We start from the raw sequence: 14,734 nt of genomic DNA on the forward strand, positions 1-14,734 counted from the left end.
TGTATCTAAAATGCCTGAGGAAGGGAGCAATCAAGCAAATGATCAAAAATGCCGAATGGCTTATCGTCGGTCACAGTAAGGATTTTCCGATCAGAATAGGACGTACCATCCACATCAAAGGTGTCGAAATTGCTGTTTTTCGCACTTCGGAGAATGAGCTTTATGCCGTTGAAAATATCAATCCTCATCCCAAAAGAGGTCCTCTTACAGAGGCGATAGTATCTGGTCATTATATCTATGATCCTTTATATGACTGGAAAATTGACCTGCAGACAGGCATCGTTCAAGAGCCTGATCACGGACAAGTTAAAACGTTCGCTGTTTGTGAAGAGGGAGAAGAAGTAAAAATATCGCTCGAAACGGTTTAGTTCATCTGATGGAATACAAATAAAAAGGGCTCAACAGGACAATCCTGTTGGGCCCTTTTCGGCTTGGATCAGGTAATGGTAATGCCTGCACTCGCATAACCCACCACGGTGTTGAGGAGGGAGGCTCCTGTAGCCGTTGCTGAGAAGACCATAAGTAGACGGGTCTGCGCGGTTACGGGTATAGCCAATTCGGTAGTAATACCACTAGAGATCGTTCCCAAAGCAACAATGTCAGTCAGTGGGGGAGTCAATATAACGGTAGCTCCGGGAATCGCTGTGAAGGAATTATTAGGTGTTGGGGAACTAAACAACTGGGCAGTAATGCTAACGGATGATGCTAAGAGGGTCAGAGCAGCTGTTGTACTGAAGTAACCAGCAATAGAGGTAATTACGCCATCCCGTGGTACGGAAAAAGCAAAGTTAATAAGCGGTCCTACAAGCGTACCTGTGAGGTCAATGGTATCGCCTACGAGGCCAATACCTGTAGCTGAGCTTCCGAAGCCGATCAAACTTGTGGTTCCTACCAGCCCACCAAGAACAGTTGTCAGTGTAGCAGGCCCTCCGGAAGCAAACGGGATGATGGCTCCCGAGCCGGTGGCTCCGGTAATCCCTGTAACGCCCGTAACACCCGTGGCCCCAGCGGGTCCGACAGCGCCAACCGCGCCCGGTAGACCATCGGCTCCCGTAGCACCCGTAGCGCCGACTGGTCCGGCAGGGCCTTCCGGTCCAGCGGCCCCGATAGGCCCAGCGGGCCCAGCGGCGCCCACAGGTCCAGTCGCTCCAACAGGTCCCGCAGGCCCGTCAAGGCCCACAGGTCCGGCCGCTCCGATAGGTCCGGGAGCCCCTTGTGGCCCTGGTCCACCTGCTGGTCCAGGCGCACCGCCGGGTCCCACCGGTCCTGGAGGTCCTGGAGGCCCTGGAACCCCTGGAGGCCCTGGGGGTCCTTGTGCACCGGGCTCCCCTGACAAGTATGTTTCACCTAATACGTTGCTAACCATCGTTCCAGCGATTCTGATCGCGTTGATTAAGCTGTCCTTAAGAGCAGGATCGAGGGATTCTTGTAAAACGATGGACAATAGCGCATCCAGCAATTGTTGCAGTGCAGTACCTACGCCGATCGGCGAGAAAGGTGTAGCTTCTAACGCAACAATAGCAAGCTCCAGCGCTGCCAGTAAGTCTGCCTTGGCCCCGCCGCGAAGCCTTAAGCTTTTCGCCAGAGACAACAGACGTCTTAAAACCTGTTGCAAGGAAGATACATTAGCCGCAGAAGGGTTTGCGAACACAATGGGGATAATCGCGGTCATTTCATTAATCAGCCTGAGAAGATCTTCGATACTTCTATTTACTCTTGTTGGTTTACAGTCTTCATCTTTTTTTGATGCACCACTGAACCTGAACGGTTTTTTATGTTTCATGCTCAAATATCTCCTCCTGATCGTTCTTCCTACAGTAGAGGTGACAGGTGGTTCATCGCCCCGTTTCGCAGATACTCATAATATATTTTCTGAAGCGAAAAGGGTGAATGACCAAGCAAAAATGATTGTTGAAGGCTCCTACATAAAATACACATAAAAAATACGGCCCCCCGAAAAGCTTGGAGGCCGCGTTGTATTGGCTATACTCATCTGATCTATGAAACTTGAAAATTCTTATTTAAGCATACGTACTAACAGTTCAGCCATCTCACCTCTGCTGATAGCCGCTTTTGGCTTGAGCGTTCCATCTGGATAACCGCTGATCCAGCCGGAGGATACTGCATTTTGGAATGCTGTGGAGGCCCACGCTGAAATCTGCTGCTCATCCTTGTAGGATTGCAGTGCAGTAGTGCTGGAAATGGATGTCTGATTCTGCATCGCGTGTGACAGGATCACCATCGCCTGTTCACGGGTAAGGCTTTCATCAGGTCCGAAAGTTTGAGCGGTTAGCCCTTGAATCCATCCCTGACGGTAAGCAGAATCCACAGCTGATCCAGCCCAGTGTCCCTTCATATCTGTAAATGAGGTAGAAGGGCTCTCATCTCCAGCAGTTCCCAATGCTCTGGTCAGTATGGCTACAAATTCTGCACGGCTTACAGCGCGCTCAGGACGTATGTTGCCGTCTTTATAGCCTTGTATCCAGCCTTTGTCTGCAAGAGATTGCAAGGACTTCGCAGCCCAATGGCCTTGTACATCTGGCCATACTTGAGCTAGCTCTTGCGAATCTGACGAATTGATTGGGGCATTTTGCACACGGGTATGACCGGTTTGAGGCTTTGCATCTGTGGCGATGGCAAAGGTACCTAACCCGGTCGTATTCAGACTCACACCCGACAAAATCCCTTTTGAATCCATTACAGCAGTACCTTTTAGAATCTCACGCTCGCCATTCTCATGAATAACAAGAATGGAGAACTGGGGCTCTGCATTGTGTAACTCACCTAAGGATTCGTTATCCAGCGGTAGAATGATGGTCGATGTCCCTGTCCCTGTCATATTGGCTTTGATGTCTGTAACCGGACCCATCAGCGTCAGGCTGGATTGTTGCTCAGCCCAATCACGGATCTGCTGTGCACGCTGTACATCTACCTGCTGGAATGACAATGTAACGTCCTGCTGACCTGAGGCCATGCTGGTTAAGGTGTCACTGGATATCCTCAGTGTTCCATATCGGGATATTACCGATGCACCCATCTTATCCCACTTATTCAGTAAAGAATGAGGAAGGAGAACACGACTCATTTGTTTTTCCTGCTCCAAACGAATGTCTGCGTATGCTTTGCCCTCACGAAGTGCTTGCTGTATCTGCTCATCCAGAAATGCCGGCGAAGGAACAAAGAGGGAGAACTCTTTCCCTTGTTCGGAAAATCCGATCTGTGGCACGAAAGTAGATAGATCCTCAGTCTTATCTTTGTTAGATTTGCCTGTATTCGCAATTACCTTGGCAGGAACGGTGACTTCTATGGCTTGCGTCAAAGCATGAGAACCATCACTTACCCTCATAACATCCAGCATGATAGTTACAACGGAAGGAGTACCTGCTTGAACAATAGTTCCGTCTGTACGCACGATGTCTGGCTGGCTACTGCTGCTGATGGTCACACGGAAACCATCAGGTACAACAGGCAACCTGAGCAATGTATCACTTGTTGTAGGAGGTGTTATGCTTGTGATGGAATCGGCAACGCGCTGCGCGGTTAACCCTTGCGGATACACTAGCCCTGACGGAGCGCTCTTCATGCCATTTACGTTCTGTAGCACATAGTAGGTGGCTCCTTCAGGAACGGGTATAAATGTATATCTACCCTCTCCGGAAGCAATTCCTTCCGCTATAAGCTCCTGCTGAGCATTGTACAGCTCAAGCCGTGCGTTCGGTAAGGCGCCTGTAACGATCACAGAGGCTATATCCTCATTGCCTGCTGCGGCTGTAACAGCACGAGGCAGCACGTTTATATGGCGTTCTGCAGGCTCTGCCGTCCAACCCCCGTTGTCGCTATAAGCATAGTTCAATACATATACACCAGGTACATTTGTATCAACATTCCCGCTACCTGAAAGCTCAGGGAGCAGGATATTGCCGTAAACACTGTCCAGTACGCTGGCTCCTGGATCAGTGAAGCTGTCGCCGGTTTCCAGAACAATTGGATTACTGCCGTTCAATCGTACGTAAGGTGTATTCGGCAATGCCTTCAGCACTGTGATCGTGAATGTTCTTTGTACAGAAGCTGCACCTTTAGAAATAATGGCAATTAATTGTACATTCGCATCACCGTCTGTATATTTAGGCCGATTCACCTGACCACTATTGCTGAGGATATCCGGTTGATCCGAAGACCAGTCAATCTGGGTGTCAAATGCTCCTGTACGAGGCAGAGCAATGGAATCCTTAATCCCTTGCGGATAATCCAAATTTAGTGTATTTGCTGCCAAATTTACGGCTTCATCAGCACTTACGGGCAGTGCGGGCACGAGCAGGCTGAATGTTTTTCGCAGCTCAACCCCGCCTCGTGACACAACTGCTTCCAGCGTGATGGTCTGATCGCCTTGCACATAGCTTGGGAATGTTACATGCCCCGTATGATCCAGGAACTGGGGCTGAGTCGATGACCATGACACCTGAACACCATTCAATGCGTCTTTTGGCAAATATACGTCTCCGGTTACTGTAGTCATTGGCAACTCAAGCGCCCTGTATGCTGCGTCAACGGCTTCTGTATCGCTCATGGGCAGACGGAATACATGCGCAGTAAAATTCTTTGTTTTCGTTAAGCCTGCAAGTTGCAGGGTAGCCGTTAGGATAACGTCAGTATCTCCACTACTATAAGAGGGTCTGGTGAGTGTTCCATCTGATGCAATGACAAGAGGTTTGGACGAGGACCATTCGATCTGCGTACCACCATAACCGGATAATGGGAGAGATATATTTTCTGTCAGCGCAGACAAATCGCCAAGCGAGAGGGCACCTGCTGCTTGATCCAATGTATCATGTGCAGTTATCTTCGGTACGGTAACTTCGAAAGTTTGAGTATCCGAGGCGGTTCCTTTTGCAATCGTAGCTGTCAGTTTTACTTTTCGGTCACCCAGATCGTACCGCGGGCGTGTGACAGCCCCCTCATTCGTAATGACGTCAGGAGTATCCGAACTCCAGCTCACCGTCGTATCATTCAATCCAGTGAGGGGTAGTGTCAGATTTTGAGATACCGAATCAGCTGTATCTCCAGATGCAAAGCCTAAAGCAAGAGCGGCTTTTGCCTGTGCAACTCTCTCGGCATCGGTAAGTATAATCACTTTAACCTCTGAGGGAGTGCTCTCCCCTTTAGCATTCACAGCCTGAACCGTATAAATTGCTTCACCTGGCGGCAAGGCTGAAGTGTCTATGAATTGGGTTAAGCTGCCTGTATAGAGCGTTACGCTATCTCGTATGACTTTGTATGATGTTGCATAAGGAACAGCATCCCAGCTTAACTCCACTGTATTTCCATTTTTGGTTCCTGCAAAATGGCCCGGAGCCTGTGGAATAGGCAATTGCTCCCCATAAGCTGCGAATTCCATGATGGAAGTCCATTGATTGTTTCTTGCATTTCCTTGATCAATAGTTAATCGCAAGTATCGTGTAGTTACAGGGGCAATGCTCTTTTCAACATTAGAGCTTCCATTATTCTGTACGGTATCAACAGTCACCCAATTAATTCCGTTGCTGCTTGTCTGCAATCGGAAACTGTATGGATCACGTTGATCGTTCCATCCATAATGGACACCCATACCTGTAACAACGTATCGATCTACGATATACCAATCTCTCAAGTCTACCTGGATCCATTTCTCACCGTTGCTAGCTTGATACCAGCGGCTTGTTGGCTCGATTGACCCATCTACCGCTCTGGAGGGATCATAGGGTTGCGTGTAACCGCTTGAGCTTACAGGCTTGTGCAACACTACATTTTCCCAACCGGCAGCATGTGCCTCATTCGTCCCTATGAGCAGGAACGCACCGCCGATGAATGGCAGCAATGGAACCAGCAACCGATAGGGTTTCAATTTGTTGCGTGTGAAGTTATTGCCTTCGAGCACGCTATCACCTCTTCTTTATTAAATAGCACACTATTGAGCGTATTCATCTTATGGGCGGGACGGGTATGCCCCTTCGGTTGCGATGTAGTAGTTTACATTTGGCAACGGGGAAGCTCCGCGCAAGTCAGGCAATGCAAATGTGCTCATTCCATCGCCGCCAAAATTAGTGCCCAGCAGGCTAAATAATGCTGAATTCTGAGCAATGCTCAAGATCTGGCCCTCGCATTTTAGCCAACCTTTAGGAGCGAACATGTACGGGTACACCGTAATTTCCCCAATATAAGGCTCATAACCTGCATGTGCCTGTTTGGGACTGATTGCCGTTCCACCTAACAAAATGACCGCTAACAAACTCAACACAGCGGTTTTCTTCCAAAAATGATTCTTCATACCTACAACTCCTTTTTAGATTCGAATAATGGACCACGAATTCAACAAATTTGTGACATTAGTCATAGAATGAATAGATATTATCATGGATTTCTACATTTGACACTACAGTTCATCTATCAAATTCACCTTTTTATTCCTTTTGTGAGCAAAGAAATTTATTCCATCCCACCTATCGTCCATGCATCTTTTTTCTAATCCAGGTAAATCTATATACAAATCCTATGGAAGTAAAGGAGGAAAGAACGTGTGGCAGGTCATCGGAACTCATATACCCAAATGGAACGTATGGATAGAAGCTGTCTTTTTGTTCATCATACCTTTGATTATTTTTCTGACGGTACGACAAATTAAAGCGATGGATGGTCGAGAGAGCAGACGTATGGAACGATTAAAGCTTCTAGAAGAAGAAGACCGTTCGGAGCAGGCAGATCGCAACCCGTCTGTAAGTGAGGCAGAGAAGGAAAAGGGAACCTTTACCGAAGATTATGAGGCGAATATAGAAAAAGTCAGACAAGCCGTCGCGGATATGGCAGATGTGAACGAACGATCTATTTTCCTGGGAAAACTGAACGCTGTAGGTACACTTTTTTTTGTGGATGGATTAACAGACAAGGTTGGCATGGATCAGAACATTTTAAAGCCACTGATGGATTGGGGCAGTTCAGGACAAGGCGGGGAGGATCTTCCGAGAGGAAAAGAGCTTCGGGATATGTTTATTCGTCAGGTCATGCTGGTATCGGAGACAGAGTATACGTTAGAGGTGCAGTTCTCCTTGCAAAAGGTGCTGTTCGGTTCTGTCATACTTATAATTCAGGGCATACCCGGCGCTTTTGTGCTGGGTACACCCAAAGGGAATACACGAGGGGTGGAGGACCCGATATCGGAATCGGTGCTGCGAGGACCGCGAGTCGGTTTTACCGAGACCCTCAGCGATAATACGGCAATGCTGCGCAGACATGGAGAAAGTACGGAACTGGCCATGTCGTCCTTCAAAGTTGGAAAAAGAGTGGAGAAGCAGTTGATGGTGGTGTATTTCAGAGACATTGCCGACCCGGAGCTTGTGGATGAGGTGAAGCGGCGGGTCCAAACCATTGATATGGATGAGGTATTGGAGTCGGGCTATGTGGAGCAGCTTATTGAGGATAATTTTCTTAGCCCCTTTCTGCAAATTCAAAATACGGAGAGACCGGATCGGGTCATGGCTGCATTGCTGGAGGGACGTGTGGCGATTCTGCTGGACGGTACACCTTTTGCGCTTCTTATGCCTGTAACGTATGGGATGATGCTCCAGTCCCCCGAAGATTATTATGAACGATGGATACCGGGTTCGCTTATACGATTCCTTCGTTTTATGGCAACTTTCATATCGTTGTTCGCCCCGGCGCTCTATATCTCCTTTATCTCGTTTCATCCCGGATTGATTCCAACCAAGCTGGTCATTTCCATTATCAGTGCGAGACAAGGGGTTCCGTTTTCGACGCTGGTTGAGGCCCTGATTATGGAGATTTCTATCGAAATTTTACGTGAGGCGGGACTTCGGCTCCCCAAACCCATCGGTCCAGCGATGGGCATCGTTGGCGGTTTGATTATTGGACAGGCCGCTGTTAACGCCGGGATTGTAAGCCCGATTCTCGTAATTGTGGTGGCCGTTACAGCGATTTCTTCCTTTTCAGCCCCTGTATACAGCGCTGGGATTTCCATGCGTGTCATGCGCTTTGGAGCCATGTTTACGGCGGCCACCTTCGGGTTGTATGGCGTAATCATGTTTTTCCTAATGCTGAGTATTCATATGGTTAAATTACACAGCTTCGGTGTGCCGTTCCTGAGTCTAACGGTCCCCCGTTCGTTGAAGGACTGGAAAGATTACTTCATACGAGCACCGCTGCAATTTATGAAAAATAGACCCATTCTTTTGAAGCATAAAGACCCTAAGCGACAAGGATGAGCTCAACACAGGAGGGAGCAAGATGGCCCGTGGGAAAAAAGCGGATAAAATTACAACGTTGCAGACAACGGCAATTGTGGTTTCCTTTATGCTGGCTGCCGGGTTGCTTACCCTTCCCAGAGTAGCAACTGAAGTTGCAAAAACACCGGATGCGTGGATATCTGTCATTTTAGCAGGGGGGGGCACTTTCCTGCTCGGATGGATTATGATCAAACTAAGTTCAAGGTTTCCAGAAAGTACCTTTTACCAGTATGTTCAGCGGATAACAGGCAAAGTCATTGGCAAAGGGATTGGTATGCTGATTGTTATTTATTTTGTTTGTATAGCCGCATTTGAAATCCGATCTGTGGAGGAAGTAACGTCGTTCTTTCTGCTTGAAGGCACTCCGGCGTGGGCAATTTCAGCACCTTTTATGTGGCTCTCTCTGTACCTATGCATGGGAGGAGTAAGCTCGTTAGGGAAAATATGCCAATTAATATTCCCGATTACGACGGCTATCTTTTTGTTGATATGCTTGCTGAGTTTAAATATTTTCGAATTGAATAATTTGCGTCCTGTCTTGTCGGAGGGGGTGATGCCAGTGGTTAGAACGCTCAAGACTACAATCCTGACATTAACGGGGACAGAGTCCTTGCTGATTATTTTTTGTCGGATGGAAAAACCCGAGAAAGCAACCAAGGCAATCGGACTGGCGATCGGGATCGCGGTCGCTTTTTATACAGCAACGCTGATCCTGTGCATTGGCGCTTTTTCGTTCGAAGGAGTCTTGAGCAGAACCTGGCCATTTTTAGATTTGGCTCGCAGTTTTGAAGTGGAGTACCTGTTATTGGAACGGTTCGAATCCTTGTTGTTGACCATTTGGATCATGCAAATTTTTTCCACATTTAGTATTGCTTTTTATTGCGCTTCGCTCGGAGTTTCTCAAATTTTGAATAGCTCTTATTCCAAGACGCTGTTCATTTTGCTTCCGATCATCTACTTCCTATCCCAAATTCCCAAAAATCTGAATGAGTTATTTTCTTTTGGAACGATCCTGGGGAATGGAGCTTTTGTTTTATTCGCTCTGCTTCCACTGCCACTTCTGCTTATTTCTCGCTGGAGGAAGGTGCGGTCATGATGAGGGCACGGTCGGGATTACTCGGAATGACCGCACTCCTAGTATGTTGTACACTTTCAGGTTGTTGGAGCAGCTCGCCGGTGGAGGATCTAAATCTGATGACAGGTATTGCTATGGATGTAGAGGCAGAATCTTCGCAAGAAGAGCAAATTAATCGAAAAGGAGGAGATTATCCAAAAAAAGAGTTAATCACTGGAACCTTCCAATTTGTCATCCCAGAGGAAAGCGGAGGCTCCAATAGCTCCTCCCCGCAAGCTAAAAAATTTTTTAATATTACGGAAACGGGGGATTCCGTTTTTGAAATGCTCAGAGAAATTTCATTGCGGACCAATCGACCTCCCATCGGGCAACATTTGAAAACGATTATTATCAGCTCCAGTCTGCTTCGCAAGATTCCGTTGTATGAGCTGCTGGACTTTTTCTTGGGGGATAATGACATTCGGCCCAGCGTACAGCTACTGATTAGTACAGACAAGGCGGGGAATGCGCTTCAGGAGAAAATTCCTGGTCAGATTCCTGCTTATATATTAAAGGATATATTCCAAAACCGTAAACGGAACGCGCGGTTGATAAAGCCCATGGCTTTGGCTAAAGTGATCGGACCCATGAAGGGTGAAAGAAGCTTTATATTACCTAATGTCATTACGGCGGAGAATGAAATCAAGCTCGCAGGTGCGGGAATCATCAAGGGAAAGACACAAACCTACGGTGGTTATCTGAATGAGTCGGAGGTCGAGGGTCTTATGTGGATCAAAGGCCAATTGGATGGAGGCGTGCTGAAAAGCAGCGATCCGAAAACCGGTAAAAATATAGCATATGAGATCAAAGCGGTGAAAAGCAAGATCAAGGCCATCGTTCAGGGGGATGACATTTCCTTTCAGGTAAAAATGACCTCAGAGGGACGCATTTCGGAGGTGCATATAAAGAATGAAAATTTGCGTAGCAACAATGTGCTTGGACAAGAAGAGAGTCTCTTTCAGGAGAAAGTGAATTCATTAGCTGAACAAACGTTAGCTAAAATGCAAAAGCTGAAGGTTGACGTCGGAGGTTTCGGAGAGGCCTTGAGGATTCAGCATCCTAAAGTTTGGCGTAAGGTCAAAGAGGATTGGGATACCACTTTTAGTACCATTCCTGTACGGTTTAGCACAGATATCCATATTGAAGATTACGGCTCTTCGATTACGACGGCAGACTAGTTTGCACGTACTTATTTTAGAAAAACCTTCAATACCACGAATCTACGTGACGTTGAAGGTTTTTTAGGCTATTCAAACAGGGACAGTGTTTCTTCCAGCCACGTAATATAGCTTTCTTCCCGATTAATGGCACGGCTCAGCACCAGATAATGCCCGAATTGGTTAGAGCCGGGGGATTGAAGATTCTCGTCCAGCTGTTGGAGGGATTTTTTACTTTCGTACAGATACTCCAGCTTTTCTTTACGTTTGGCAATCTGGTCCTCGAACAATCGCTTGTTCTCTTCCTTGGGGATGGCCGCTGAGAAATACAGCATAAGCATAAACTCATCTTTTTCCGTTTCCGGTAACTCCTTGGGGCTTAGCAGCCATTCGGTCAGCTCTTGGGTTCCTTTGGGGGTAATGCAGTACAATTTTTTTTCCAGCTTGGCTCCTGTAATGGAGGTCCGATATTCAATGAGTCCCTCTTCGGTCAGCCTTTTGAGCTCGGGATAAATCTGACTGTGCTTGGCGCTCCAAAATTGTCCGATTTCCTGCTTGAATTGGCTCGTAATATCGTAGCCGCTCATTTCCTCTTTGTGAACCAGGCCCAAAATGGCATATTTTAAAGTGCGTTTCAACGTAGCTCTCCTCGTAAAACGGTATTTGACACTAGTATACCACAGTGCTACAATTTATATGTAGTTAAAAACATGTTTATATTTACATGTTTGAATTGAATATTTATTATCTTTGGTATCCCATTCAATTCATGAAAAATTATAATTTAGGAAAGAAGGATGCAAGATGGACAAGTTTATCGGCAGCCACATGATTTACACCTATGAGAATGGTTGGGAGTATGAAATATATATTAAAAATGAAGATACGATCGATTATCGCATTCATAGTGGTATGGTAGGTGGCCGCTGGGTACGTGATCAGAAGGTCAATCTGGCGAAACTGGTGGAAAACGTGTATAAAGTATCGTGGACCGAACCGACAGGCACTGACGTGTCTCTGAATTTTATGCCTGAAGAAAAACGTATGCACGGCATTATTTTCTTCCCTAAATGGGTTCATGAGCATCCGGAAATCACTGTGCGCTACCAAAACGATTTTATTCCGCTAATGGAAGAATCGCGTGAAAAGTATGAAACGTATCCAAAGTATGTGGTGCCTGAATTTGCAGATATTACATTCATCGAAAATGCGGGTGTGAACAACGAACAATTAATTTCCCAAGCACCTTATGAAGGAATGACAGACGATATTCGTGCAGGTAAGCTGCAAGTGTGATCAACTCTGTGCTGAAAGTGTAAAAGCCTGGCCTGTGATAAACAGTCTCAGGCTTTTTTGCATGAACTGGAAAGTAGATTGCTAATGGAGTGGTGGACGATATTTAGAATGAATAGTAGACCAGGCCATGCTCGATGAGATACGAACGACTAATCCGAGGGGGGAGGATGGTCGCTAATGGGGAGAGAATGTGCAGGTTCGCATGGGCAGTCAGATCGGATAAGGCAGATAGAGCCAGCTCTGTTTTATCAGGCCCCCAGTGATCAGCGTGGTGCTGAATATATTGCTCAGCCTCGGTTAAGGACAGACCCTTGAGTGAGGTAAACACGGAAGCCCAGCGGACGAGGTCAAAGGCGCCTTTAATTTCAGGTAACTCATATTCTGCCAGACCTTGAGCGCCGTTACACGACATAGTAAGCAAGCCACAGCAATGGTGTTGATAGGGTTTCGAGTCAGGAAATTGACGATAATCGTATTGAATCATTTCCATGGAACCAATGCGTAATTGGGTCGCTTGGGACGTTGTGGGCTGGGCAAGCGTCATGCTCATGCTAGAATGGCCTCCTTCTCGAGTTCACTGTAAATAGGGATGGAAGAATCATACGTCACAGCGGATGTAATGTAAATCACGAATACAAGTGTAAAATGAGGATATGTAGCGGAAAACGATCTTTAATGCCAATGGAAACGGATACTTGCATCCATATCTTTTATTATCTTGGAGAATGTCTTTATATCACAAAAAAACAACCCCGGATCTTCCCAGGGTCGCCTCTACGAGAAATATAGTTTAGCATTTCGCAAAATGCTTGTTTGCTGGTCACACGGGTGTGACGTCTTGAACCGCTTCTTCTTCTTTCCAAATCACGTTCTCGCGATAGTTTGATCCCCAATCGTACATTGCTCTCAGTACCGGAATCAGGCTTTCGCCATGCTCTGTCAGTGAATATTCCACATGCGGAGGGACGACAGGATAGACTTTACGTAGAATGAGTTTATCTTCTTCCAGCTCGCGCAATTGGTTAGTCAGCATTTTTTGCGTAATATGGGGAATCAGCTTCTTCAATTCACCAAACCGCTTGGTGCCTTCCATACCGAGATGCCACAAAATAATCAGCTTCCATTTTCCACCGATGACCGCGAGAGTCAATTCCTTATCACAATTAATCAGCTTCAAATCAATCCGGTCTTTTACAGTAGTGATATTCATCGACCTCCTGTCCATAGTTATTCCAAGTATACTATTTATAGTTACTATACGCAAAAGGATATACATCCATTTTGGAAACTATGCATACGTATATGGATACAGATCGACTGGACAGTGAAGCATGATGATTACGCAGGACCGGAAAACAGGAACGTAATATTCCTAATATATGCATAATTCCAGAAACCTGCGGCGTTAAGAAGGAATCACGATCGTATTAAAGGACTCTGGCTCCAGCTCCAAGCGGTGTGTTGTTTTTCCGAGAGACAGATTCAGTACACGTGATTCCTTGAACGGATTGGCGATGACTAGCACTCTTTGCCCGTCTGTATTTTGAAAAGCAACTGCATTTCCAGTCCATGAGCCACGAAGTCCGATGCGTCGGGCACCCGGTAATACAAAATGAGAAAAATGCTTCATAACATAATACTCTGGATTCAGGACAGGTTTTCGATCCGTTGGATCAACGGTAATCATCGAATTTTGCTCCCAGCCCCATGTGCTCTTGCCTTTCGGTTCCAAAACCATATTCCAGTAAATATAAGCATTCACACCATTGGTGAAGTAGTGTTGGTACAGATTATATACATATTTGGCGTAGTCCCATGAGTTCTCTCCGTTACCGCATTCATTTTCGGTTTGCATGTAACGAAGCTCAGGATAACTGGCAACGGTGCGCTGAATGGCATTTTTGCCTGCCCACTGGTAGCCTACACCTTTAATATATTTGTAGGCCTGGGGGTCACTTAACACGGTATGGGCATACTCATCGAATCCGGTCGAAGTCTTTTTCATTAATTCCTCCCACGGATCGGGTGCGTTAATGGTGCCCAGCCAAATTTCCGTATCCAGTCCGTGTTCCTCAAAAGTAGGACCCAAATAGTCGCGAATAAATTCACGCAGTTGCTCTCCGGTCCATACACAGGAAGGAAACTTCTGATCGGCAATGACTTCATTTTGAACATGAATCTGATGGATCGTAATCCCTGCCTCCCGGTAAGCCTGAACAAATTTGACAAAGTACAATGCATACGCTTTCAAAATATCCTTTTCCCAGCGCAGCGTGCCGTAATTGTAGGCTTTCGGTGATTTCATCCATGTCGGCGGACTCCAGGGTGAAGCGAACAACTTTAAGTCCGGATTGAGTTGTAACGCTTCTCGAATAAAAGGAATGAGATACTGCTGATCGCGCTCGATGGAAAAATGCTTCATCTCCACGTCGCCGTCTGTTTCATTGTGGCTATACCATTCCAGCGCGTAGTCACTCGCTCCAATAGGAAGTCGGCATATCGTGAATTTGTGCTCGCCCTCTGGGTGAAAGAGAGAATGAAGCACCCGATCTCGGTCGTCCTTTTCCAAATGATTCAGGGCCACATAACCTAATTCATTAAAACAGCCACCAAAGCCTTCTACAAGCTGATATGTTTCTCCTGTAAGGATTAGGTTGGCACTCTCTTGGGTATCGGTCAAATGGTGAGCTTGGGATTGCCAAGCTTTAGCTTTGGAAGTGGAAAACCACTGAATGGTTTGATTGCTCATGTGTTACCCTCCTGTCAGGCTTTTTGTATCTCAACTTATTATAGGGTAGGATCTTAGAGGAAGAGATGGTCTGAGCGATGACAAATTTGCCCTAATCCAAGGTGAAATTTGCGGATGAGAACTTTTGCTGATAAGAAGTGTCAAG

At 46.5% G+C, this 14,734-nt stretch carries 12 protein-coding genes; 5 read left to right on the forward strand and 7 right to left on the reverse strand.

What is annotated here, in order from left to right:
* The first annotated feature begins 38 nt into the window (after positions 1 to 38).
* Positions 39 to 368 carry a nitrite reductase small subunit NirD gene (gene nirD / locus MHH57_RS03115; protein WP_342434818.1) on the forward strand — a complete coding sequence of 110 codons (330 nt, stop codon included), beginning with the start codon at positions 39 to 41 and terminating at the stop codon, positions 366 to 368.
* Between the two features lie 68 nt (positions 369 to 436).
* Here the strand turns inward: nirD and MHH57_RS03120 are convergent, their stop codons facing one another.
* The 3 genes from MHH57_RS03120 to MHH57_RS03130 all read right to left on the reverse strand — a co-directional run bounded on the left by MHH57_RS03120 (position 437) and on the right by MHH57_RS03130 (position 6,304).
* Positions 437 to 1,783: an exosporium glycoprotein BclB-related protein gene (locus MHH57_RS03120; protein ID WP_340931285.1), complete on the reverse strand. Its 1,347-nt coding sequence runs from the start codon at positions 1,781 to 1,783 to the stop codon at positions 437 to 439.
* A gap of 234 nt (positions 1,784 to 2,017) precedes the next feature.
* Positions 2,018 to 5,914, reverse strand: a complete 3,897-nt coding sequence (locus tag MHH57_RS03125; protein ID WP_340931286.1) for an immunoglobulin-like domain-containing protein — start codon at positions 5,912 to 5,914, stop codon at positions 2,018 to 2,020.
* Positions 5,915 to 5,962: 48 nt separating this feature from the next.
* Positions 5,963 to 6,304 carry a tail fiber protein gene (locus MHH57_RS03130; RefSeq protein WP_029515877.1) on the reverse strand — a complete coding sequence of 114 codons (342 nt, stop codon included), beginning with the start codon at positions 6,302 to 6,304 and terminating at the stop codon, positions 5,963 to 5,965.
* 247 nt (positions 6,305 to 6,551) lie between these two features.
* On the opposite strand from MHH57_RS03130, the gene MHH57_RS03135 reads away from it, so the two are divergent.
* Genes MHH57_RS03135 through MHH57_RS03145 form a run of 3 tightly spaced genes read left to right on the forward strand, consistent with a single transcriptional unit; the run spans position 6,552 to position 10,565 of the window.
* On the forward strand, positions 6,552 to 8,252 hold the full coding sequence (locus MHH57_RS03135; RefSeq protein ID WP_029515876.1) for a spore germination protein: 1,701 nt from the start codon (positions 6,552 to 6,554) through the stop codon (positions 8,250 to 8,252).
* A 22-nt stretch (positions 8,253 to 8,274) separates the two neighbouring features.
* Positions 8,275 to 9,369 carry a GerAB/ArcD/ProY family transporter gene (locus tag MHH57_RS03140; protein ID WP_029515875.1) on the forward strand — a complete coding sequence of 365 codons (1,095 nt, stop codon included), beginning with the start codon at positions 8,275 to 8,277 and terminating at the stop codon, positions 9,367 to 9,369.
* On the forward strand, positions 9,366 to 10,565 hold the full coding sequence (locus tag MHH57_RS03145; RefSeq protein ID WP_029515874.1) for a Ger(x)C family spore germination protein: 1,200 nt from the start codon (positions 9,366 to 9,368) through the stop codon (positions 10,563 to 10,565). The genes MHH57_RS03140 and MHH57_RS03145 overlap by 4 nt, the downstream gene beginning before the upstream one ends.
* Positions 10,566 to 10,633: 68 nt before the next feature.
* Here MHH57_RS03145 and MHH57_RS03150 read toward each other — a convergent pair whose 3' ends face one another.
* Positions 10,634 to 11,182, reverse strand: a complete 549-nt coding sequence (locus tag MHH57_RS03150) for a PadR family transcriptional regulator (protein ID WP_069010937.1) — start codon at positions 11,180 to 11,182, stop codon at positions 10,634 to 10,636.
* Positions 11,183 to 11,348: 166 nt separating this feature from the next.
* Between MHH57_RS03150 and MHH57_RS03155 the strand changes: the two genes are divergently transcribed.
* Positions 11,349 to 11,840, forward strand: a complete 492-nt coding sequence (locus tag MHH57_RS03155; protein ID WP_029515872.1) for a phenolic acid decarboxylase — start codon at positions 11,349 to 11,351, stop codon at positions 11,838 to 11,840.
* A 103-nt stretch (positions 11,841 to 11,943) separates the two neighbouring features.
* Here MHH57_RS03155 and MHH57_RS03160 read toward each other — a convergent pair whose 3' ends face one another.
* From MHH57_RS03160 to MHH57_RS03170, 3 genes are all read right to left on the reverse strand, one after another.
* Positions 11,944 to 12,390, reverse strand: a complete 447-nt coding sequence (locus MHH57_RS03160; RefSeq protein WP_029515871.1) for a hypothetical protein — start codon at positions 12,388 to 12,390, stop codon at positions 11,944 to 11,946.
* A 270-nt stretch (positions 12,391 to 12,660) separates the two neighbouring features.
* Positions 12,661 to 13,050, reverse strand: a complete 390-nt coding sequence (locus MHH57_RS03165) for a winged helix-turn-helix transcriptional regulator (protein WP_029515870.1) — start codon at positions 13,048 to 13,050, stop codon at positions 12,661 to 12,663.
* 195 nt (positions 13,051 to 13,245) lie between these two features.
* Positions 13,246 to 14,589 carry a glycoside hydrolase family 30 protein gene (locus tag MHH57_RS03170; RefSeq protein ID WP_342434819.1) on the reverse strand — a complete coding sequence of 448 codons (1,344 nt, stop codon included), beginning with the start codon at positions 14,587 to 14,589 and terminating at the stop codon, positions 13,246 to 13,248.
* Between the last annotated feature and the right edge of the window lie 145 nt (positions 14,590 to 14,734).

Source organism: Paenibacillus sp. FSL H7-0442 (assembly GCF_038593105.1).
GTDB lineage: Bacteria > Bacillota > Bacilli > Paenibacillales > Paenibacillaceae > Paenibacillus > Paenibacillus polymyxa_D.

Coding starts and splice junctions, on each gene's coding strand:
- nirD (WP_342434818.1), top strand. CDS start 39: ATGATCAAAAATGCCGAATGGCTTATCGTCGGTCACAGTAAGGATTTT.
- MHH57_RS03120 (WP_340931285.1), bottom strand. CDS start 1,783: ATGAAACATAAAAAACCGTTCAGGTTCAGTGGTGCATCAAAAAAAGAT.
- MHH57_RS03130 (WP_029515877.1), bottom strand. CDS start 6,304: ATGAAGAATCATTTTTGGAAGAAAACCGCTGTGTTGAGTTTGTTAGCG.
- MHH57_RS03140 (WP_029515875.1), top strand. CDS start 8,275: ATGGCCCGTGGGAAAAAAGCGGATAAAATTACAACGTTGCAGACAACG.
- MHH57_RS03145 (WP_029515874.1), top strand. CDS start 9,366: ATGATGAGGGCACGGTCGGGATTACTCGGAATGACCGCACTCCTAGTA.
- MHH57_RS03155 (WP_029515872.1), top strand. CDS start 11,349: ATGGACAAGTTTATCGGCAGCCACATGATTTACACCTATGAGAATGGT.
- MHH57_RS03160 (WP_029515871.1), bottom strand. CDS start 12,390: ATGAGCATGACGCTTGCCCAGCCCACAACGTCCCAAGCGACCCAATTA.
- MHH57_RS03165 (WP_029515870.1), bottom strand. CDS start 13,050: ATGAATATCACTACTGTAAAAGACCGGATTGATTTGAAGCTGATTAAT.
- MHH57_RS03170 (WP_342434819.1), bottom strand. CDS start 14,589: ATGAGCAATCAAACCATTCAGTGGTTTTCCACTTCCAAAGCTAAAGCT.